17 protein-coding genes are annotated in these 22216 nt (G+C 62.9%); 15 read left to right on the forward strand and 2 right to left on the reverse strand.

Going from position 1 to position 22216, the window contains the following annotated elements:
- Positions 1-996, forward strand: a 996-nt coding sequence (locus tag ACTJGZ_RS10850; RefSeq protein ID WP_441662933.1) for a sulfate adenylyltransferase subunit 1, incomplete at its 5' end; no start/stop codon positions are given.
- Positions 997-1082: 86 nt separating this feature from the next.
- Here ACTJGZ_RS10850 and ACTJGZ_RS10855 read toward each other — a convergent pair.
- Together ACTJGZ_RS10855 and ACTJGZ_RS10860 are read right to left on the reverse strand one after the other, a co-directional pair.
- Positions 1083-1925, reverse strand: coding sequence for a phosphosulfolactate synthase (locus ACTJGZ_RS10855; protein WP_441662934.1), 843 nt, complete (start codon positions 1923-1925; stop codon positions 1083-1085).
- Between the two features lie 98 nt (positions 1926-2023).
- Complete coding sequence (locus tag ACTJGZ_RS10860) at positions 2024-3403, reverse strand: MmgE/PrpD family protein (protein ID WP_441662935.1); 1380 nt, start codon at positions 3401-3403, stop codon at positions 2024-2026.
- 413 nt (positions 3404-3816) lie between these two features.
- On the opposite strand from ACTJGZ_RS10860, the gene gltS reads away from it, so the two are divergent.
- The 14 genes from gltS (at position 3817) to ACTJGZ_RS10930 (ending at position 21598) form a co-directional block, all read left to right on the forward strand.
- Entirely contained in the window at positions 3817-5025 is a 1209-nt protein-coding gene (gene gltS, locus ACTJGZ_RS10865; RefSeq protein ID WP_441662936.1) for a sodium/glutamate symporter, read from the forward strand.
- A 95-nt stretch (positions 5026-5120) separates the two neighbouring features.
- Positions 5121-5672 (forward strand): glutathione peroxidase, encoded by a 552-nt coding sequence (locus tag ACTJGZ_RS10870; protein WP_441662937.1) that lies wholly within the window; start codon positions 5121-5123, stop codon positions 5670-5672.
- A gap of 114 nt (positions 5673-5786) precedes the next feature.
- Positions 5787-6413: a glutathione S-transferase family protein gene (locus ACTJGZ_RS10875; RefSeq protein ID WP_441662938.1), complete on the forward strand. Its 627-nt coding sequence runs from the start codon at positions 5787-5789 to the stop codon at positions 6411-6413.
- Positions 6414-6480: 67 nt separating this feature from the next.
- A complete protein-coding gene (locus tag ACTJGZ_RS10880; RefSeq protein WP_441662939.1) occupies positions 6481-7200 on the forward strand; it encodes a YggS family pyridoxal phosphate-dependent enzyme in 720 nt (239 codons plus the stop codon).
- A 21-nt stretch (positions 7201-7221) separates the two neighbouring features.
- Entirely contained in the window at positions 7222-7851 is a 630-nt protein-coding gene (locus tag ACTJGZ_RS10885) for a LysE family translocator (RefSeq protein ID WP_441662948.1), read from the forward strand.
- Positions 7852-8029: 178 nt separating this feature from the next.
- Entirely contained in the window at positions 8030-8695 is a 666-nt protein-coding gene (locus ACTJGZ_RS10890; RefSeq protein ID WP_441662949.1) for a TetR/AcrR family transcriptional regulator, read from the forward strand.
- A 28-nt stretch (positions 8696-8723) separates the two neighbouring features.
- Positions 8724-11063 (forward strand): acyl-CoA dehydrogenase, encoded by a 2340-nt coding sequence (locus ACTJGZ_RS10895; protein WP_441662940.1) that lies wholly within the window; start codon positions 8724-8726, stop codon positions 11061-11063.
- Positions 11060-12382: an acetyl-CoA C-acetyltransferase gene (locus tag ACTJGZ_RS10900; protein ID WP_441662941.1), complete on the forward strand. Its 1323-nt coding sequence runs from the start codon at positions 11060-11062 to the stop codon at positions 12380-12382. The genes ACTJGZ_RS10895 and ACTJGZ_RS10900 overlap by 4 nt, the downstream gene beginning before the upstream one ends.
- Positions 12379-14319 carry a 3-hydroxyacyl-CoA dehydrogenase NAD-binding domain-containing protein gene (locus ACTJGZ_RS10905; protein WP_441662942.1) on the forward strand — a complete coding sequence of 647 codons (1941 nt, stop codon included), beginning with the start codon at positions 12379-12381 and terminating at the stop codon, positions 14317-14319. The genes ACTJGZ_RS10900 and ACTJGZ_RS10905 overlap by 4 nt, the downstream gene beginning before the upstream one ends.
- Before the next feature lie 85 nt (positions 14320-14404).
- Positions 14405-15685: an OmpP1/FadL family transporter gene (locus ACTJGZ_RS10910; protein WP_441662943.1), complete on the forward strand. Its 1281-nt coding sequence runs from the start codon at positions 14405-14407 to the stop codon at positions 15683-15685.
- Between the two features lie 42 nt (positions 15686-15727).
- Positions 15728-18127, forward strand: coding sequence for a 3-hydroxyacyl-CoA dehydrogenase/enoyl-CoA hydratase family protein (locus ACTJGZ_RS10915; RefSeq protein WP_441662944.1), 2400 nt, complete (start codon positions 15728-15730; stop codon positions 18125-18127).
- 13 nt (positions 18128-18140) lie between these two features.
- Positions 18141-19343: an acetyl-CoA C-acyltransferase gene (locus ACTJGZ_RS10920; protein WP_441662945.1), complete on the forward strand. Its 1203-nt coding sequence runs from the start codon at positions 18141-18143 to the stop codon at positions 19341-19343.
- A gap of 2 nt (positions 19344-19345) precedes the next feature.
- Positions 19346-19903, forward strand: coding sequence for a DUF4442 domain-containing protein (locus ACTJGZ_RS10925; protein ID WP_441662946.1), 558 nt, complete (start codon positions 19346-19348; stop codon positions 19901-19903).
- A 42-nt stretch (positions 19904-19945) separates the two neighbouring features.
- Positions 19946-21598 (forward strand): AMP-binding protein, encoded by a 1653-nt coding sequence (locus tag ACTJGZ_RS10930; RefSeq protein ID WP_441662947.1) that lies wholly within the window; start codon positions 19946-19948, stop codon positions 21596-21598.
- Positions 21599-22216: the final 618 nt, after the last annotated feature.

Here is a 22216-nt window from a genome sequence, read left to right on the forward strand (position 1 = left end):
CCTGGCCATGAGCAGTACACCCGCAATATGGTGACGGGCGCTTCCACTGCCGACGCCGCCATCATCCTGATTGACGCGACCCGCGCCGCAGACGGCAAGCTGTTGACGCAGACCAAGCGCCATAGCGCCATTGCGCGCCTGCTGGGCATCCGCCATATCATCGTGGCGGTCAACAAGATGGACTTGCTGGATTGGGATCGCGCTACCTTTGAACGCATCCAGGCCGCTTATGCGGAACTGGCGCGGCGGCTGGATATCGCCGCTTTCCACATCCTGCCTCTGTCTGCGCTCAAGGGGGATAACGTTGTGACGCGTTCGGCACAGACGCCCTGGTATGAAGGCCAGACCTTGCTGCAACTGCTGGAATCGCTGCCGGTGGAAGCTCAGGCGCGCCAGCGTCCCCTGCGTCTGCCGGTGCAGTGGGTGATCCGTCATGGCGGCAGCAGCGTGGCGGATTTCCGGGGATATGCCGGGCTGGTGTCCTCTGGCGCCTTGCGCGTCGGGGATACCGTGCAAATTCAGCCTTCGGGTGTGGAGGCGCGGGTGCAGGCTATTTATCTGGGCAGCGATGCGCGTGAAGAGGCGGTGGCGGGGGATGCCGTCACCGTGGTGCTGGACCGCGATGTTGATGTCTCACGCGGCGACCTGCTAGTGCATGCCCAGGCGCCTGCGCAGGTAGAGCGCAGCTTCGAGGCGGATCTGTGCTGGCTGGACACGCAGGCGCTTAACCCGGCACGGCGTTATCTGCTCAAGCATGGCGCGCGCGTGACGTCGGTGAAAGTGAAAGCCGTGCTGTCGCGCCGGGATGTTCATGAACTGGCTGAGGTGGCAGGGGGCGAGCCGCTGCAAACCAATGAAATCGGCCGGGTCAGTCTGGCCGTGCGCGACCCGCTGCCGCTGGATGACTATGCCGCCAACCCTGGTAATGGCGCCTTCATCCTGATTGACGAAGCCAGCAATCAGACGGCGGCTGCCGGGATGGTGCGTCTGGGCTAGGCCCCAGCCCTGGCTGCGCATGCTGAGGGCATGCGCAGCCAGCGCGGACAGGGCGGCCAGCGCGGGGCCGCGTAACGCGTGTGCCCTTAGCCGCGCGGCGCAGGGTTGATGATGCGGCCCCACGTGCTCTTGTTGCCCCAGATGTTCTGGCGCAGGCCTTCGAGTTGCAGCACCTGGCTATGGTCCACGAAGAGATTGACCTCGTTGCCATAGTTCTTGATGTACCACTCGAAGACTGGCGGGTCGGCGGCCTCGAACATCACATGTTCCAGCCCGACTTCGTTGATGATCCGGGCGACTGCGCCGGTATTCCAGTCAACGACGTTCTCGGTGATGCCCTCGGACTCGATCATGATGATGTCGGCCCCGGCATCCAGCGCCTTGCGGGCGCGGGCGATCAGGTCGCCAACATCCTTCTTGCCCTCGGCCGCCAGTTCGGCTTCGCTGGAGTCCCCCCCGGAGCCGAACTGTATGCCCAGTTCCGGTTTGGCCTTCAGCCCGGCTTTCTTCACCTGTTCGATCAGGCGCAGCAGGCCGGAGGTGGGGATGGAAATGAAACCGGTGGAAATCTCGATGACGTCGAAGCCGGACTCCTTGGCTTCCTTGAGATATTTTTCCACGGCCTCCGGGCCGTAACGCAGCGCCGTTTCTATCCAGCCGCCTGAAGACACATAGGCGTCGTGCTGGTGCGCCAGATCACTGAAGGCGCGCACCTGTTCTTTGGGCAGCAGGGCAAAGGAACCGCCGGCCCATTTGATGCCATCGACCCATTGCCCGGCGACGTCCAGCACATCTGCCAGATGGCGGGTGCCGAAGGTGGCGTAGTAGGGCGCGCGGGCTTCCGTCAGGCCGAACTTGCGCGGTTTGGGCGGACGGTAGGCGCGGGGGATGAAAGAAAATGCGGTTTCCTGCGACGTCGGTTTGCTCATGGCAATCTCCTTTTCGAAACGAAGGAACAGCGAGTAAAAATCTTGCAGCCGCTGCGGCCTGCTGCCCCCGCTGCGGACAGCGGGGGGAAGCTCAGGCATCAGGCGGTATGGCGCTGTGCCGGAACCTGGGCAAGTAGCGTGGCCAGGTCGCGTGCCGTATGTGTTTCCAGCGCGGCGATCAATGCCGCCAGCTGATCGCGCAGTGCCTGATCCGCGAAAGGCGCGGCCAGCAGGTCGAACTTGCGGCGGGCGGTGTCCCAGCTCATGGGCTGGGTATGGAAGCCTTCATAGTTGTTGCGCGTGGCGCGCTCTGTCCGGCCGTCCTCGAAGGTAATTTCAAGTTCGGCGGGCATTTCCTGGGGGAAGCGGGCCGATAGCGCGGGGTCTGGCGCAATATGAACCTTGCGCAGCAGCGCCTGGATATCGGCGGCGGCAATGCGTTCAGGCTCGTACTGTTCAGGCAGCACCTGGCCGTCGAGCAAGGCGGCAGCCAGCATGTAGGGCAGGGAATGATCTGCTTCTTCCTTGGTGCGGATGTTCTGCTTGTCGCCTTCCTCGCCGCCGCCGATGATGGAAAAGGCGACATCGAAGGTGCGCAGTCTGACGCTGCGGATCGCGTGGGCATTGAAGCCGGGCCGGGCGCGGATATCGAGCGCGGCATCTAGCGCGGATTGCGAGTGAATTTCGGCGTTGTGTTTCTTGAGGATGGTGCGCCGCACGCTTTCCAGGTCTTCGGCGAGCCAGTCGATCTCGAAAGGCCCGGCAATACTGTCCTTGAAGCCCTTGTTGCCTTCGAACACGGCTTCCGGCCCGGTAATGTCACGGCTGGCCAGCAGCGCGGCGAAGACGCCTTCCTTGGCGGTATTGGGGTAGGCCAGCCCTTTCCAGTGCGAGAGATTGCCGGTGCGCGTGACGCGCAGGGCATTATTGGCGGTGCCGGAAATGGCAATGGCGTTGGCGGTCTGCTCGGCATCCAGGCCTAGTGCCTTGGCGCTGGCGGCTGCGGCGGCATAGGCGCCTTGCGTGGTGTGGTCGAAGCCCTTGGCGCGTACCGGCGCAACATCCGACAGGCGTGTATGCACCTGATAGGCGACCGCCAGTGCCGTCAATAAAGTTTTGCCGCTGGCATTGGCATTTTCGGCGCAGGCCAGGACGGCACCGAAGTTATCCGAAGGGTGGTTGGTCTCGCCTTTGGCGAGATAGGCGTCCATGTAATCCAGGTAACGGCTGAGCGCGCCGTTGTAGAAGGCCACGCGATCCGGGGAACCCTGGCCGCCGCCCAGATAACTGGCGGCGGGTGTGCCGCCCAGATCTTGCAGCAGGCCGCGTATGGCGCGGATGGGGGCGGCATCCTGGGCGCCAATGGCGACGCCGACGGTATCCAGAATGCGGATCTTCAATTCCTGAACTGCCGCTGCGCTGATGTCTTCATAGCGGGCGCGGTGGACAAAACTGGCTAGCTGTGCAACTTCCGTCATGATATTTCCTTGTGAGAAACCATGGGCCGCACCGTAGCGGAGCGGGGTCAGCAACAGGAATGCGAGGCAGCGAAAGCAGTCGGGTGGTGCATGGCGCAGTAGCGGTTGCCGTTCATGGCCGGTGGAGAAGCATTGAACTGATTGTATAGACAATGAGATTGATTCTTGATCAAGGCTCTACTGCCAGTGCAGGTATTACAGCTTTGCAATTTGCCGGGAGCGGCGGCAGACCGTATGGCCGGCACGGCGGCAGGGGGAACAGCGGACAAAAGTGACGCAATCCGCGCTGGCTGGCAGGCGGACTGCGCGGACTTGTCATTTGCTTAGCGCTTTCTGTTGCAGAAACGGCAATGCACTGCGTTTTTTCATGCGCCGGAGATACACTTCATTTTTGTTTGAAAGACCGGAGTGTCATGGATACCGGAGTATTGCAGGTCAGCGCATTCGTCGCCTTTACGATTGCCATATTGCTATTGTTTGTGGGTAAGCTGGCGACGATGCGGATTGCCTTGTTGCGGCAATACAGTATCCCTGAGCCCGTGGTCGGCGGGTTTTGCTGCGCCGTTGTGGTGGCGCTGGCTTATTACCTGCTGGATGTGCGTATCGAATTCGCGCTGGGTGTGCGCGATTTGCTGCTGCTCTACTTCTTTGCCGGTATCGGCCTGAAGTCAGATATGCGCACGCTCAAGCGCGGCGGCTGGCCGCTGGTGCTGCTGCTGATTCTGGCATCGGTATTTATCGTGATACAGAATCTGGCTGGCATGGGCCTGGCCGCCATGTTCGGGATGGACCCCCGCGCCGGGCTGATGGTCGGGTCCATTTCCCTGACGGGCGGAATCGGGACGACACTGGCCTGGAGCCCTATCTTCATCGAAAAATTGGGTATTCCCAATGCCATGGAATTAGGCATTGCCGGTAATACCGTGGGCATGATCGCCGCTTGTGTGGTGGGCGGCCCGATAGCCACATGGCTGATTCGCCACCACGGGGTGAAGCCCTCAGGCAGCCGCCGCCTGGATGTGGGAGCGGTCAATCAGGGTAGGGCTGAGCCGCTGGATTATTTCAGTGTGCTGTGGGCGCTGTTCCTCTTGAATTGCGCCTTGCTGATCGGCTGGACGGTGGACGCGGGGCTGAAAGGGCTGGGCTTGACCCTGCCGACATTCGTCAGCTGTCTGATGGCGGGTATCCTGATCCGCAATATCCCGGCATTGACGCTGCGCCGGGATCCGACCCGCAGTCTGCCGGGCACGACCAAGGCGCTGGCGCTGCTGGGCGATGTCACCCTGGGCCTGTTCCTGACGATGGCATTGATGGGCCTGAAGTTATGGGAGCTGCAAGGGGTGTTCTTGTTCATCGCCGCCGTGATGGTCGTGCAGATTTTCCTGACGGTGGTCTATGCGCTGTTCGTGGTATTCAGGCTGATGGGCCGGGATTACGAGGCCACAGTGATGGCGGCCGGTTTTGGCGGGATTACGCTGGGCTCGACCGCGACTGCCATTGCCAATATGACGGCCGTGGCGCAGCAGTATGGCGCTGCGCACCGGGCGTTCATTGTCGTGCCGCTGGTGTGCGGGTTTTTCATAGATCTGGTCAATGCCATGATTATCACGGCATTGATTTGACCGACTGCTTCCCGTATTCTCGGCGGGTTGGCCGCGTGGCGGCCGGATAATGCTGGCCGCGGGTAAACCGAAGGCGAAATGAAAGGAGTTTCCGAATGAGCGTGGCGTCGATTTACGATATTCCCTTGCAGCGCCTGGATGGCAGCGCAGCGACTTTGGGCGACTACCGCGGCAAGGCGCTGCTGATCGTCAACGTGGCCTCCCAGTGCGGCCTGACGCCGCAGTACGCCGGGCTGGAAGCGCTCTATGAAAAGTATCAGGGCCAGGGCCTGGAAGTGCTGGGCTTCCCCTGCAACGATTTCGCGGGCCAGGAGCCGGGCACGGCCGATGAAATCAAGACCTTCTGCGAAGGCACGTTCGGCGTGCGTTTCCCGCTGTTTTCCAAGGTCGTGATCAACGGCGCGGGGCGTCATCCGCTGTATGCCGCGCTGATCGCCGCCAAGCCCGCCGCACAGCAAAAGCCGGACGGCACGCTGCGCCAGCGCCTGGCTGACCGGAATCTGCTGTCGTCCGAACCCAGCGATGTGACCTGGAATTTCGAAAAATTCCTGGTGTCGCGCTCGGGTGAAGTCATCGGCCGTTTCGCGCCTGATATCGCGCCGGACGACGCCGCTTTGCGCCAGGCCATCGAAGCGGCTTTGGTCTGAGTGATGTTTTGCCGCCAGCCTGCCGCCGGCGGCAAAGCGCGGAACATGGCGGGCCAGCCCCGCTAGACAGGCGCCGGATACGTCCGGCGCCTGAATCATTTTCAGGGTGAGAAGATGAGTGAAATCACGCTTTGGGGGCGAACCAGCTCCAGTAATGTGCGCAAGGTGCTTTGGGCGCTGACGGAGTTGGGCCTGGATTTCCGCCGGGTGGACGCGGGCGGCGCATTCGGTGTGGTGCGCGATGCCGAATACTTGCGGCTCAATCCCAATGGATTGGTGCCGTGCCTGCAGCAAGGGGATTTCGTGCTGTGGGAGTCGAATGCCATCGTGCGTTATCTGGCGGATGTCTATGGGCAGGGCTCGCTGCTGCCGGACGGCGCGCAGGCCAGGGCGGCTGCTGATAAATGGATGGATTGGGCTTCGACGGCGTTTGCCGGCCCGTTCCGCGATATTTTCTGGAATAGCGTGCGCGCTACGCCAGCCCAGCGCAGCGAAACGGAAATCCAGCGCGGCTGGGAGCAGGGCGCGGCCTTGCTGAAGATTGCCGATGCGGCGCTGGCACGCCAGCCGTATCTGTCCGGCGAGCGTTTCGGCATGGGCGATATTCCCCTGGCGACGCTGCTGCAGGCCTTGCGCACCTTGCCGGATGCCTTCCCGGCGTTGCCGCATCTGGATGCCTGGTATGGCCGCTTGCAGGCCCGCAAAGGCATGCAGTTGCTGGAAAGCCTGTCATTGCGCTGAAGTCTTGCTGGGCTGGCGTTTGCCTGGCCAGCAAAAGGGCGTGTTGTTGGATATTGAATGTTTGGTGATGGAACGTATGGCTTTTTTCCCTGAGAACCTGGCGCAGATCCGCGCGCGCATTGCGGCGGCGGAGCAGCGCGCCGGGCGTGCGCCGGGCAGCGTGACCCTGTTGCCGGTCAGCAAGACTTTCGGCGCGGACATCCTGCGCGAAGCCGCCGCCCATGGGCTGCGGCGTCTGGGCGAAAACAAGACCCAGGAAATCAAAAGCAAAAGCGAACCCTTGGCGGACTGCGGGATCAGCTGGGTCATGATCGGGCACTTGCAAACCAACAAGGCCAAGGAGGCAGCCAGGCTGGCGGATGAAATTCAGTCGCTGGACCGTCTGGACCTGGCCTTGGCGCTGCAAAAGCGTTTGGAGATCGAAGGCCGGCAGATGGATGCCCTGGTGCAAGTCAAGACTTCGCCCGAGCCGAGCAAGTCCGGCATGGCCCTGGAGGAGGTAGGCCTATTTTTGCAGGCGGTGGCGGAACAGGCGCCACGCCTGCATATCCAGGGCCTGATGACGCTGGCGGTGAATGACCCTGATCCGGCGCAGGTGCGCGCCTGCTTCCGCCGTTTGCGCGAACTGCGCGATACGCTGGCGCCTGCTGCGCCCGCGGGGGTATCGCTGGCGCGCCTTTCCATGGGGATGAGCGGTGATTTCGAGATGGCGATCGAAGAAGGGGCGACGGAAGTCCGTATCGGTTCGCTGCTGTTTGGCGGCCGCGATTATGCGGTCAAGGGATAGGCGCTGGCCGCGGGTGTCATGATGTTGTCCATGGATGTTGCGCTGTCGTTTTTCGGGACGGCAGTGGTGCTGGCGCTGGTGCCGGGGCCGGATAATCTTTGCGTGCTGGCGCAGTCGGCCGCGGATGGCTGGCGGGCCGGCATGCGCCTGGTGTTGGGCTTGTGTTCCGGTCTGGTCGTGCATACGGCGGCGGTGGCGCTGGGGCTGGCTGTCGTGTTCCAGGCGTCGGCGCTGGCCTTTACGGTTCTGAAACTGTGCGGGGCTGCGTATCTGCTCTATCTGGCCTGGCAGGCTTTTGCGCATGCCCGGGCGGCGGCGGAGCCGGGGCAGCGGGCGCGGCTGGGGGGCTGGGCCTTGTACCGGCGCGGAATTCTGATGAATGTCACCAATCCCAAGGTGTCACTGTTTTTCCTGGCCTTTTTGCCGCAATTCGTCACGCCGGCGCAGGGCAGCATCACCGGGCAATTGATTGCCTTGGGGGCGCTGTTCATGTTGGCGGCTTTCCTGGTATTCGGGGCGATTGCCCTGCTGGCCGGGCGGCTGGGGGATTTGTTGCGGCGCTCGCCGTCTATCCAGGTCTGGCTGAATCGCGGCGCAGGCGCGGTCTTTCTGGCGCTGGCAGCCAAGCTGGCGTTGTCCGAGCGCGGCTAGTTTTTTCTTGGCCGTCTTGATGGGCCGCCACCCTGAATACAGGGGTGCGCGGCCTTTTTTCATGTTTTTCTAAAATGTTGCAGTGCGGCGCAGGGTAAACCAGCATGGCTGCCTGCGTTTCGTACCGTCATAATTCAAACAAACGTTTGAAACAAGTGAGTGTACGGTGTCAGCAGTCATCAACGAGATGGGCCGTCTGGCGGTCCCCACGCCTGAAGCGGTGCTGGATGCGGCGGAAACTTTGTTTGCGCAGCAAGGGCACGAGGCGACGTCTATGCGTCAGATCACCGCCCTGGCTGGCGTGAATCTGGCTGCCGTCAACTATCACTTCGGCTCCAAGGAAGGGCTGGTGCAGGCTGTGCTGAAGCGGCGCCTGGGGGCGCTGAATCAGGCGCGCCTGCAGCAGCTGGAACAGCTTGAGCAGCAGGAACGGGAATCCGGCCAGCCGATGAAGGCATCACAGATCGTCGATGCCTTTTTCGGTACTTTGATTCGTCTGGCGCGTCAGGATCAGGCAGGCATATGGCCATTGCTGGAACGTTCCATGACCGAGCCGACCGCCTTTATCCGGATCCTGTTTGCGCAGGAATACAGCGATGTGCTGGAACGTTACAAGCAGGCCTTGCTCAAGGCCTTGCCGGGTGTGCCGCATGACGAAATCGTCTGGCGTTTCCAGTTCATGCTGGGCGCTGCTTCGTTTGCGCTGACGGGCACCAAAGAATTGCGCGAAGTCATGGGCTGGCAGGAAGACGCCCTGGAAGCAGCACAGGAAGACGCTGAGCTGCTGCCGCGCCTCATGAGCTTCCTGCTCGGCGGGTTGCGGGCACCGCTGCAGTCGCCCTAACAATGAATCAGAAGCTGGAGACATAATCATGCAAATCATTGGATGGATCGTACTGGCGCTGGTAGTGCTCGGCGTCATTCTGCTGGGGGTGCCCGGCATACGCCGCAGCCTGTTGAGCCGGCCGCTGTTGAACCGTTTCCGGCAGATACTGCCGCAGATGTCCGAAACCGAGCGTGACGCGCTGGAAGCCGGCACGGTGTGGTGGGAAGGGGATTTGTTCCGCGGCCGGCCGGACTGGAACCGCCTGCTGGCTTTTCCCCGGCCCCGTTTGACGGCCGAAGAGCAGGCTTTCATGGAGCAGCAGGTCGAGCGTGCCTGCGAACTGGTCGATGACTGGGATGTGTCGCACCATAAGGGCGATATGTCGCCGGAAGCCTGGGCCTATATCAAGCAGGCCGGTTTTCTGGGCATGATTATTCCCAGGGATTACGGCGGTTTGGGCTTTTCCGCTTTTGCGCACTCCGAAATCATTACCAAGCTGTCCACCCGTTCTTCGTCGCTGGCGGTGACGGTCATGGTGCCCAATTCCCTGGGGCCGGCCGAGCTGTTGCTGCATTACGGCACGGAAGAGCAAAAGAATCATTACCTGCCGCGGCTGGCGACGGGCGAGGAAATTCCCGCGTTCGCGCTGACCAGTCCGTGGGCCGGGTCTGACGCTGCTGCCATCCCGGATTACGGCGTGGTCTGCAAGGGCGAGTGGCAGGGCCGCGAAGTGCTGGGCATGCGCGTGACCTGGGACAAGCGCTACATCACGCTGGCGCCGGTGTGCACCATTCTGGGCTTGGCCTTCCGCCTGTATGACCCCGATGGTCTGCTGGGCGACAAAAAGGATATCGGCATTACCTGCGCGCTGGTGCCGTCCAAGCACCCTGGCGTGGAAACCGGCAGGCGCCATTTCCCGCTCAATGCCATGTTCATGAACGGGCCGACGCGCGGGCGTGATGTTTTCATGCCGCTGGATTTCATTATCGGCGGCCCGAAAATGGCGGGTCAGGGCTGGCGCATGCTGATGGAATGTCTGGCGGCAGGCCGCTCGATTTCCCTGCCGTCCGCCAATGCCGGTATGGCGCGCCTGACGGCGCGCGCGGTTGGGGGCTATGCCCGGGTGCGTAGCCAGTTCGGCGTGCCGGTAGGCCGTTTCGAGGGCGTGGAAGAAGCCCTGGCGCGTATCGGCGGCCATGCTTATGTGGCCGAGGCAGCCCGTACCATGACGGCGGGCGCGGTGGACTTGGGCGAGAAGCCGTCGGTGGCTTCCGGTATCGTCAAATATCACGTCACCGAGCGCGCGCGCCAGGTCGTCAATGACGGCATGGATGTGATCGGCGGCAAGGGTATTTGCTTGGGGCCGTCCAATTTCCTGGGGCGCGCCTATCAGCAGGTGCCTATCGGCATTACGGTGGAAGGGGCCAATATTCTGACCCGCAGCCTGATCATTTTTGGACAGGGCGCGACGCGTTGCCACCCGTATGTGCTGGCTGAAATGCAAGCGGTGCGCGAAAGCGATAAACGGCGCGCCTTGCTGGACTTTGACCGCGCTTTCTGGGGCCACGTCCGCTTTGTGATCGGGAACGTCTTGCGCAGCGGCTGGCATGGTTTCACGGCGGGACGCTGGGCGGGCAAGCCGCGTCAGGCCGATGCCGCCACCGGGCGTTACTACCAGCGGTTGGGCCGGCTTTCCAGCGCATTCGCCATGCTGTCCGATATGTCCATGCTGATTCTGGGCGGCAGCCTCAAACGCCGTGAAAGCCTGTCGGCCCGCCTGGGCGATGTGCTGGCGCAGATGTATTTGGCCAGCGCGGTGCTGAAGCGTTATGAAGATGAAGGCCGTCAGGCCGAAGACCTGCCGCTGGTGCATTGGGCCATGCAGGATGCTTTGTTCCGGGCGCAAACCGCCATGGACGGCTTGCTGCACAATTTCCCCAACCGCTTCGTGGCAGCTTGCCTGCGCCGGATCGTATTTTTCTGGGGCCTGCCGTTCTCGGCGCCCAGCGACAGGCTGGGGCAGAAAGTGGCGCGCTTGCTGACCGAACCGGGCGCGGCGCGTGAACGCCTGACCCATGGGTGCTATGTGCCGCAGTCCGCCGACGAGCCGGTGGGTGCGATTGAACAGGCGCTGGCGGCGACGCTGGCGGCCGATGCCGCGCAACTCAAGCTGCGGCAGGTCGATAAGAGCGGGCTGCTGGCCAATAACCCGCTGGCCAATGTGCGCGATATGACGGAAGCGGCCCGTGCCGCCGGCGCGTTGAGCGATGAAGAGTACGCCTTGCTGCGCAAGCGTGACGCTTTGCGTGATGCCGTGGTCAAGGTGGATGACTTCCCCTTCGATGTCATGGCGCCGCAAGATGCGCCGCAGGGAGCGCAGGTATGAGGGATCCGGTTTACGTCGTGGATGGCGCGCGGTCGCCTTTCCTGAAGGTGCGTACAGGGCCTGGCCCTTTCAGCGCGGCGGATCTGGCCGTGCAGGCAGGGCGGGAGCTGTTGCTGCGCCAGCCCTTCGCGCCAACGGATCTGGATGAGGTCGTGATCGGTTGCGCGGCGCCATCCCCGGACGAGGTCAATATCGGACGGGTGATTGCCTTGCGGCTGGGCTGCGGGCCCAAGGTGCCGGGCTGGACCGTCATGCGCAATTGCGCCTCAGGTATGCAGGCGCTGGATTCCGCCATGACCAATATCGAGGCCGGGCGCGCCGACCTGATACTGGCCGGGGGCGTGGATGCTTTGTCGCGCGCGCCGCTATTGTTCTCCGATGAAATGACACGCTGGCTGGCGCGCTGGATGGCGGCCCGCTCTACCGGGCAGAAGCTGCGGCTGCTGCGGCAGTTCCGTCCCGCTTTCTTCAAGCCGGTGATCGGTCTGCTGAAAGGCTTGACCGATCCGGTGGTAGGGCTGTCCATGGGGCAGACGGCCGAGAATATCGCCAAGCAGTTCGGGATTTCGCGCACGGATATGGACCGCTATTCGGCGCGCAGCCACCAGCGTGCGCTGGCAGCGCGCGAGGCCGGGGCATTCCAGGCTGAAATGGCGTCGCTGGTCGATGCGCAGGGGCAGAGCTACCCGGAAGATGATGGCGTGCGCGCGGATTCCACGCTGGAACGGCTGGCGCGCCTGCGCCCGGTGTTTGACCGCCTGGGCGGCAACATTACCGCAGGCAACAGTTCGCAGGTGACCGATGGCGCCACGGTGTTGTTGCTGGCGTCCGAACGGGCTGTTGAAAAATGGGGCCTGGAGCCGCTGGGACGGATTATTGACCGTGAGTGGGCCGGCCTGGACCCGGCCAGCATGGGACTGGGGCCGGTGCATGCCGCAACCCCTATTTTGCAGCGCCAGAACATGGACTTGAACAGCCCGGATCTCTGGGAGATCAATGAGGCGTTTGCGGCGCAGGTATTGGGCTGCCTGGCAGCCTGGCAGGATGAAGAATATTGCCGCACGCAGCTGGGCACGCAAGCCTGGGGCGCGCTGGATGATTCGCGTCTGAATGTGGATGGCGGCGCGATTGCGCTGGGCCATCCGGTCGGGGCCTCAGGGGCGCGCATTGTGCTGCATTTGTTGCAGGCCTTGCGTGCGCGGGGGCTGAGCAAGGGGATGGCGTCTATCTGCATTGGCGGTGGACAGGGCGGCGCGATGCTGGTGGAAGCGCTGGGCGCAGGCCGCAGCAAACCGGCGGTGGAGCAGGAGGCAGCATGACGGAACACACTTGGCAGCATTGGTCGCTGACGCGCGATGAACAGAAGCTGGCCTGGCTGACGCTGGACCGGCAGGGCAGCGCGGTCAATGCCTTGGCGGCAGATGTGATGGCGGAACTGGATGCCGTGCTCGATGTGCTGGAACAGGCGCCGCCCGCCGGTTTGATTATCCGCACCGGCAAGGACACCGGTTTTGTGGTGGGGGCGGATATCGAGGAATTTTCCCGGCTGGATGGCGCTGGGGCGGCCCAGGCCTTGGTGGCGCGCGGCTGGAATTTGTTTGAACGCCTGGCTGCGGTGCGCTACCCGACCTTGGCCTTGATACGCGGCCATTGCCTGGGCGGCGGCCTGGAACTGGCGATGGCCTGCCGCTACCGTATTGTGGTGGACGACCCTGGCACCGGGCTGGGCCTGCCGGAAGTCATGCTGGGCATTGTGCCGGGTTGGGGCGGTATCAAGCGTTTGCCGCATTTGATTGGCGCGCAGGCGGCGCTCGATATGATGCTGACGGGCCGCCGCTTGAACCCGCGCCGCGCCGCGAGCCTGGGCCTGGCTGATGCCTGCGTGCCTGCGCGAGTGGCTGATGCTGTGGCGCGCCAATGGGTGCTGTCCGGCAAGCCGCTGGCGCGCGCGCGCGGCTGGCGCAGCTGGCTGGGCGCTTGGCCGCTCAAGCCGCTGGTGCGCAGGCAGGTAGCCCGCCAGCTGGCGGCCAAGGACCCCTTGGGGCATTATCCGGCGCCGCGCGCCATTCTGGATCTTTGGTCGAATTACGGCGGCAATCCCTTGCTGGTACCGCCTTTGATAGATGCCATTCTGTCGTCTCAGGTGGCCCGCAATCTGCTGCGTGTTTTCCATTTGCAGGAGCGCCTCAAGGGCTATGGCAAGGCTGCTGGCCTGGCGCCGGTGCGGCATGTGCATGTGGTCGGCGCTGGTGTCATGGGCGGGGATATTGCCGTCTGGTGCGCTTTGCAGGGCATGCGCGTGACCTTGCAGGACCAAACCCTGGCGCAGATTGCGCCGGTGCTGGCGCGGGCCGGCAAACTGTACCGCCGCAAATTGCGCGACAGGCGCCGCGAACAGGCGGCGCTGGACCGCCTGATCCCGGATGTGGCCGGGCACGGCGTGGCGCAGGCTGACCTGGTGATTGAAGCGATCAGCGAAAACCTGGAAGCCAAGCAGGCGCTGTACCGGCAGCTGGAAACGCGCATGAAACCGGATGCCCTGCTGGCAACCAATACGTCCAGCCTGCCGCTGGAAGCGCTGCGCACGGTCTTGCGGCAACCCCAGCGCCTGGTCGGTATCCACTTTTTCAACCCGGTGGCGCGCATGCCGCTGGTGGAAGTCGTCAGCGCCAGCGATGGTGACGTGGCGCATCAGCAGGCAGCGGCCCGCGCCTGCGGGTTCGTCGGGCAAATCGGCAAGCTGCCGTTGCCGGTGCGCAGCGCGCCGGGTTTTCTGGTCAATGCAGCGCTGGCGCCTTACATGCTGGCGGCCATGCGTTATGTGGATGAGGGCGTCAGCCCGTCCAGCATAGATGCCGCCATGACGGCATTTGGCATGCCCATGGGGCCGATCGAGTTGATAGATACCGTCGGCCTGGATGTCGCCCTGGCTGCCGGGCGCCAATTGGCGCCCGATGCGGCGCCGCCGCGCTGCCTGCAGCAGCGTATTGAAAGCGGCAAGCTCGGGCGCAAAAGCGGCGCGGGTTTTTATCAGTGGCGTGCCGGTAAGGCAGAAAAACCCAAGGCAGGCAGTGTGCCGGAAGGTATGGCTGCGGCGCTGGCGCAAACCTTGGCGCAGGCTGCCCAAAAGCAGCTTGATGCAGGCGTGGTCGCAGATGCCGAACTGGCGGATGCGGGCATGATTTTTGGAACAGGCTATGCCCCCTTCACCGGGGGGCCATTGCTGCATCACGGAATGTCCTCAGTATCAGAATAAAGCTAGCGGTATATCACCAGCCCCGGCCCTGCCGGTTTTAGATGACAGACCCAGAGAAGGTCGGTCATGCACGAGGAGACAAAAGATGAAAACACGCAATCTGACAGGGCGCGTCTTTTCCCTGGCGGTATTGAGCGGCGCAGCCACAGCCAGCCATGGTGCAGGGTTCCAGCTGCTTGAGCAAAGCGCGAGCGGCCTGGGCAATGCCTATGCCGGCTCGGCCGCCATTGCGGAGAATGCCAGTACGATCTATTTCAATCCGGCCGGGATGACTTACTTGCCCGGCATGAACGTGTCGGGCGGCGTGACGGCCATTCGCCCCTCGTTCAAGTTCAGCGATAACGGCCAAAGCCGCGCGCCGCTGGCGCTTGGGGGCGGGGCTGGCGGTTCGAATGGCGGTGATGCGGGCAGCTGGGGCTTTGTGCCCAATGCCTATATGTCCTGGCAGCTCAACGACCGCTGGTTTGCCGGTGTCGGGGTGGGCGCGCCCTTCGGCCTGAAGACCGAATACGCCGACGACTGGATCGGGCGTTTCCACTCGCGCGAATTCGAGATCCGCACCATCAACGTTAATCCGTCGATTGCCTACAAGGTCAATGAGTACTTTTCTCTGGGGGTCGGCGCCAACTGGCAGCGCATAGATGCCACCTACCGGCTGGCGCAGGTCATGCCGGTGCCGGGCGTGGGCTATATGGAAGCTGACGGCAAGGTCAAAATGCACGGCGACGCCTGGGGCTGGAATGCCGGCGTGATTTTCCAGCCGACCGCCTCCACCCGCATTGGCCTGTCCTATCGTTCCAAGATCAAACATTCGGCCAAGGGCGATACCGATATCGAATTGCGCGGCAATCCGGTAGGCAGCGGCAGCGCCAGCGCCAGTGTGGATCTGCCCGATACCGCCGTGTTCAGCATCATGCATGAACTGACGCCGAGCTGGACGCTGCTGGGAGATGTGTCATGGACGGGCTGGAGCAGCATTCCCCGGCTCGACATTGAAAGCGGTGGCAATATCAACCGCACGACATCGCTGGACCTGCGGTTCCGCGATACCTGGCGGGTTGCCTTGGGTGCCAACTACCATGTGAATGAGAAATGGACCTGGAAGGTGGGGGTTGCCATCGACCAGTCGCCGGTGCGCAATGCGGAATACCGGCCGACTTCGCTGCCCGATAACAATCGTTTGTGGCTTTCGACCGGGGTGCAGTACCGCCACGGCGCGAATACCACTGTCGATCTGGGCTATACCTACCTGCACCTGAAGGACACGCCTATCGACAATGGCAATGCCCTGGCTCAGGGCCGCGTGGTAGGGGATTACAAGAGCAGCGGCCATGTCATCGGTTTGCAGGTATCTACCCGCTTCTGATGATGAGGCCATCCGATTCACGGAATGACTAAGGAGAGTTGCTTGAGCAAGTTCAATATCAAACGTGCCGCGGTGCTGGGCGCCGGGGTGATGGGGGCGCAGATTGCCGCGCACCTGGCCAACGCCGGTATCCCCGTGCTGCTGTACGATCTGACCGCCAAGGAAGGTGACCCCAGCGGCGTGGCGCTCAAGGCGCTGGCCGGTTTGAAAAAACTGGAACCGGCGCCGCTGGCCAGCCCGGCCAGCCTGGCCTATATCACCCCCGTCAATTATGACCAGCATCTGGAACAGTTGTCCGGCTGCGATCTGATTGTCGAGGCCATCGCCGAGCGGCTGGACTGGAAAAACGATTTGTACCAGCGCGTGGCGCCGCATATCGGGCCGCAGGCCATCCTGGCATCGAATACCTCCGGCTTGCCGATTGCCTCGCTGGCGCAGGCCTTGCCTGACACGCTGCGGCCGCGTTTCTGCGGCGTGCATTTCTTCAATCCGCCGCGCTATATGAAGCTGGTGGAGCTGGTGGCCATTCCCGAAACGCGCCCTGACGTGCTGGATAATCTGGAATCCTGGCTGACGTCGCGCATGGGCAAGGGCGTGATCCGCGCCCTGGATACGCCTAACTTCATCGCCAACCGCGTTGGCGTATTTTCGCTGCTCGCGGCGATGCATCACACGCTGCGCCTGGGGCTGGGCTTTGATGAAGTGGACGCCCTGACCGGGCCGCTGATTGGGCGGCCCAAGAGCGCAACGTACCGGACGGCCGATGTGGTCGGCCTGGATACCCTGGCGCATGTCATCAATACGCTGCGCGATGGCGCAAGCGAAGACCCCTGGCATGCGTATTTCAAGGCGCCGGACTGGTTGCAGGGCCTGATCGAACAAGGCGCGCTGGGCCAGAAAAGCGGGCGCGGGGTGTATCGCAAAGTGGGCCGCGAAATCCAGGTGCTGGATCTCGCGCAGGGCGATTACCGTCCGGCAGCCGGCAAGGTGGCCGATGAAGTCGTCGCCATCCTCAAACAGCGCGATCCGGCAGAGCGCCTGCGTGCCTTGAGGACCAGCAGCCATCCGCAGGCGAAATTCCTGTGGGCGGTGCTGCGCGACACCTTCCATTACAGCGCCTTCCACCTGGGCGGCATCGCAGCGAATGCGCGCGATCTCGACCTGGCCATGCGCTGGGGCTTCGGTTGGGGGCATGGGCCGCTGGAAACCTGGCAGGCCGCGGGCTGGGCCGAGACGGCGGAAGCCATCGAAGCGGATATCGCCCGGCAGGAAACCATGGGCCCGGCGCCTTTGCCGGCCTGGGCCAAGGAAAAGGATCGCCAGGGCGTGCATACGGCTGCCGGTTCTTATTCCGCGCGTGAACACCGTGTCGAAGCGCCGTCCCATCTGCCGGTTTACGAGCGCCAGCTGTTCCCCGAACGCGTGCTGGGCGGCCAGAATCCGGCGGCGGCGCAGCCTCAGGAAACGCTCTGGGAAAACGACGGGGTGCGCTTGTGGCGTTTGCCCAAGGTCGATGCGGGCGTGGCCATTCTTTCGTTCAAGTCGAAGATGCACACCATCGGCGACGAAGTTCTGGAAGGCGTGCTGCAGGCCGTGGCGCATGCAGAGCAGCATAGCGATGCGCTGGTGCTGTGGCATGAAGCGCCTTTTGCTGTCGGCGCCAATCTCAAGCAAGTGGCCGAAGCGGCTGCCGCGGGCGAATTCGAGCGGCTGGAACAGACTGTCGTCAAATTCCAGCAGGCTTCATTGTCGCTGCATTACGCGCAGATCCCGACAGTGGCGGCAGTGCAGGGCATGGCCCTGGGCGGCGGCTGCGAATTCACCATGCATGCATCGGCGCGGGTCTTCGCGCTGGAAAGCTATGTTGGCCTGGTCGAGGCCGGGGTCGGCTTGATTCCCGCTGGCGGCGGCAGCAAGGCATTTGCCGTGCGGGCGGCCTGGCTGGCAGCGCAGACGGAAACACCGGGAGAAGTCTTCCCGTACCTGCAGCCGGCGTTCCGCAATATCGCCATGGGCCAGGTGTCCAAGAGCGCCTTGCAGGCCATTGAGGCAGGCTTTGGCGTGCCGACCGACACCGTGGTGTTCCACCCGGATGAACTGTTGTGGACCGCCATACGCCGCGCTCGCGCCATGGCTGAGGTTGGCCACCGCGTCCCGGCTCGCCCGGGGCAAGTGATCGTGGCGGGCCGCAGCGGCATTGCCAATTTCGACATGCAACTGATCAATATGCTGGAAGGCGGCATGATCAGCCGGCATGACTACAAAGTGGCGCATTCGGCAGCTGTCGCCCTGTGCGGCGGGGATGTTGATACCGGCGCGAAGGTGGATGAAGCGTGGTTGCTGGCGGTGGAGCGGCGTGAATTCATGGCGTTGCTGCGTACCCCGGAGACGCTGGCGCGCATTCGCCACACGCTGGAAACCGGTAAGCCGTTGCGCAACTGAACAAGGAAGATTCATGAGTATGCAGAAACAGGATGCCTACATCGTGGCCGCGACCCGTCTGCCGGTAGGCAAGCGGGGCGGCATGTATGGCCGTACCCGCCCCGATGACTTGCTGGCCGCCGCATTGCATGCGGTGCTGGTTCAGGTGCCGGGGCTGGATCAGACGCAGATCGGCGATGTGATTACCGGTTGCGCCATGCCGGAAGCAGAGCAGGGCATGAACCTGTCCCGCATGGGCTTGCTGCTGGCAGGCTTGCCCAATCAGGTACCGGGACTGACCATTAACCGCTTCTGCGCTTCCGGCTTGCAGGCCGTGGCGGATGCGGCCAGCCGTATCCGCCTGGGTGAGGCGGACATCATGGTGGCTGCCGGCGCGGAATCCATGAGCCTGATGTCGCAGATGATGGGCAACAAAATTTCCATCAACCCGGCGATTTTCGAAGGGGATGACCGTCTGGGCATGGCCTATGGCATGGGCCTGACGGCGGAAAAAGTCGCGCAGCGCTGGAAGGTGTCGCGCGAAGACCAGGATGCCTTTGCGCTGGAGTCGCACCGCCGTGCCGCGGCGGCGCAGGCAAATGGCGCTTTTGCGGCGGAAATTACGCCTTATGAAATCGTCAGCCATGGGCCGGGCGATAGGCAGACTGGCGAGCCGCGCATCAGCCGCCGTACCGTGAACCAGGACGAAGGGCCGCGGGCCGATAGCAGTCCCGAAGCCTTGGCCCGTTTGCGCACGGTATTTTCGGCGCGGGGTTCGGTGACGGCAGGCAACAGTTCGCAGATGTCCGATGGCGCAGCCGCCGTCGTGCTGATGTCGGAACGGATGGTGAAGTCGCTCAATCTGCGGCCGCTGGCCCGCTTTGCCGGTTATTCCGTTGCAGGCGTGCCGCCGGAAATCATGGGCATAGGCCCGATAGAAGCGATTCCCCGCGCGCTGGCCCAGGCCGGTATTACCCAGGATCAGCTCGACTGGATCGAACTGAACGAAGCCTTCGCGGCGCAATCGCTGGCCGTCATGCGTGAGTTGCAGCTGGATCCGGAACGGGTCAACCCCCTGGGCGGCGCCATTGCGCTGGGGCATCCGCTGGGCGCAACGGGAGCGATCCGCACGGCGACGCTGACGCACGGTCTGAGGCGTACCGGCGGCAAGTACGGCATGGTGACCATGTGCATCGGTACGGGCATGGGCGCTGCGGGTGTCTTCGAGGCGCTCTGAGCATGTCGCTGGACTTGTTGAGCCGCTTGCCCCATGCCTGGCGCGCCCCTATGGTGCGCCTGGGGTTCAATCTGCATCCGGGCTTCCGGGGCATGGGGGGGCGGGTGGTGCATGTTGCGCCGGACTTGTCCTGCATGCGTGTGCGCCTGCCCTGGCGCCGGCGCACGCGCAATATGCTGGGGTCCATCTACGGCGGCTCACTGTTCGGCATTACCGATGGGCCGCATCCGCTGCTGCTGACATTGCGCCTGGGGCGCGATGTCATCATCTGGGACAAGCAGGCGGCCATCCGTTTTCGGCGTCCGGCCTATCAGGTGCTGTATGCGGAGTTCCGCATCACGGACGAAGAAGTGGCTGATATCCGCCAGGTGCTCGACACCGAGCGGGAAACCGTACGCGTCTATAGCGTGGATTTGGTCGATGCCCAGGGCACGGCTTATGCCACTGTTGAGCGCACGCTGTACATCGCCACCCGGGCGCACTATGCCGAAAAAAAGCGTGAAAAAGAATTGGCAGGCAGGGCGGCGGCCGCCAGCGAGGCTGCTGAAAGAACAAAATGATGGGGTTCCATTGGGAGCCGCAGGCGGAAAAAGGAGACAGTCGTGGAGAAAATCTGGCTAGAGCAGTACCCGGAAGGCGTTCCCCCCATGGTGGACACCGCTGAATATGATTCACTGATTCATCTGTTCGAAGCCAGCTGCAAGCGCTATGCCAAGCAGGTTGCGTATGTATCGCTGGGCAAGGAAATTACCTATGAAGAACTGGACCGCCTGAGCCGGGCCTTTGCCGGCTGGCTGCAAAGCCAGGGGCTGGGCAGGGGTGACGCTGTCGCGCTGATGATGCCCAATCTGCTGCAATACCCGGTTTGCCTGTTCGGCATTCTGCGTGCCGGCTGCGTGATGGTGAATTGCAATCCGCTCTACAAACCCCGCGAGCTTGAATATCAGCTGGTGGACTCCCAGGCCAAGGCCATTGTCATCGCGGAGAATTTCGCCCATGTGCTGGAGCATGTGAAGGACCGCAGCCATCTCAAGCATATTGTGGTCACCGCGGTGGGGGATTTGCTGGGCGGCATGAAACGCATGATGGTGAATTTTGTCGTGCGCCGCGTGAAGAAAGCGGTGCCGCCGTGGTCATTGCCGGGCGCGGTCCGTTTGCGCGATACCCTGGCGCAGGGGGCGGCGCAGCGTTTTGACCCTCCGGCGCTGGGCGCTTCCGATCTGGCCTTCCTGCAATATACGGGCGGCACGACCGGGGTCGCCAAAAGCGCCATGTTGTCGCATGGCAATCTGGTGGCGAATGTTTGCCAGGCGCATGCCTGGATTCAGGCATCGGTGCGCGATGGCAAGGAATGCATCGTGACGGCCTTGCCGCTGTACCATATCTTCGCTCTGACAGCGAATTGCCTGATTTTCATGAAGATAGGCGCACGCAATGTTCTGGTGACGGATGCGCGCGATATTCCCGGCCTGATCAAAACCATGCGGGACTCAGGAATGACGGCATTTACCGGCGTCAACACGCTGTTCAATGCATTGCTCAATCATCCTGAGTTCGCCAAACTGGATTTTTCACAATTGCGCCTGACGCTAGGGGGCGGCATGGCCGTGCAGCGTGTGGTGGCCGAGCGCTGGAAGGAAATTACCGGCACACCGCTTGTGCAAGCCTATGGCCTGACGGAAACCTCGCCAGCCGTGACGATCAACCCCATGGACGGACATCATGTGGAAGGATCCATCGGTTTGCCGCTGCCTTCGACGGAGCTGAGCATTCGTGATGATGAAGGCAGGGAGCTGGCCGTCGGGGAAACTGGCGAAATCTGCGTGCGCGGGCCGCAGGTCACGTCAGGCTACTGGAAACGGCCAGAGGAAACGGCGCTGGCCTTTTATGCGGATGGCTTTCTGCGTACCGGCGATATCGGTTATGTCGATGACAAGGGCTTCGTGTTCCTGGTAGATCGCAAGAAAGACATCATTCTGGTGTCGGGCTTCAATGTCTATCCCAATGAAATCGAAGAAGTGGTGGCGACGCATCCGGGTGTGCGCGAAGTGGCGGCCGTAGGCGTGCCGGACCCGCGTTCCGGCGAAGCGGTCAAACTCTTTGTCATCCGGCGCGACCCTTCCCTGACAGCCGAAGCCTTGACGGCCTTCTGCCGCCAGCAACTGACGGGCTACAAGATTCCCCGCCACATCGAGTTTCGTGACGACCTGCCGCGTACCAACGTCGGCAAGATTCTGCGCCGCGAATTGCGCTGATACTCGCCGGAGGTGAACCCTCCGGGACCAGGCAGCAACCGCACAGACCCCGGGAAGACAGCGAAGCGCTTCCCGGGGTCTGCTTTTATGGCCGCCATGGCTTCTCTCTATAGAGGGGGGAAGCGCTGCCACGGCAAACCATGGCGGAAGGGGGCGGCTGTCTGTTTGCCTGTCTGCCTCGTATCGCGGCCAGGCTGCGTGAACCTTCATGCGAGGGGGCTCGGCGGCGCTTGCTGCGGCGCCTGACAGCAGGGGCGGCAATGCGATATTCCTCTATATAGAGAGCCGGTCCTTATAGAGAGCCCTATATATAGAGGCCTCTATATATAGGGCTAGCAGTGCAGCGAGAGAAAATGGCGGCTTGGCGGTCTGGGCAAGCCCCTCTATAGATAGGCGTGCCGCAGAGGCCTGGCGGCAGGTGTCTGGCCCTGGCCGGGGGAAAGGGCCAGGCGCACCCATCCGTCTGCCTAAGCGTTGGCCCGCCGGGCGCGGGCGGCCAGAAGGGCAGGAAAGGTGACAGGCCCCTGGCATAGAGACAGCCGCCAGGGGATGGGGGGCCACCCTGGGCCTTCAAATGCCACGACAGCCGGTTTTTTTTGGCCAAACGAAGATTTTCTC

This window comes from Kerstersia sp., from assembly GCF_052103615.1.
Lineage (GTDB): Bacteria > Pseudomonadota > Gammaproteobacteria > Burkholderiales > Burkholderiaceae_B > Kerstersia.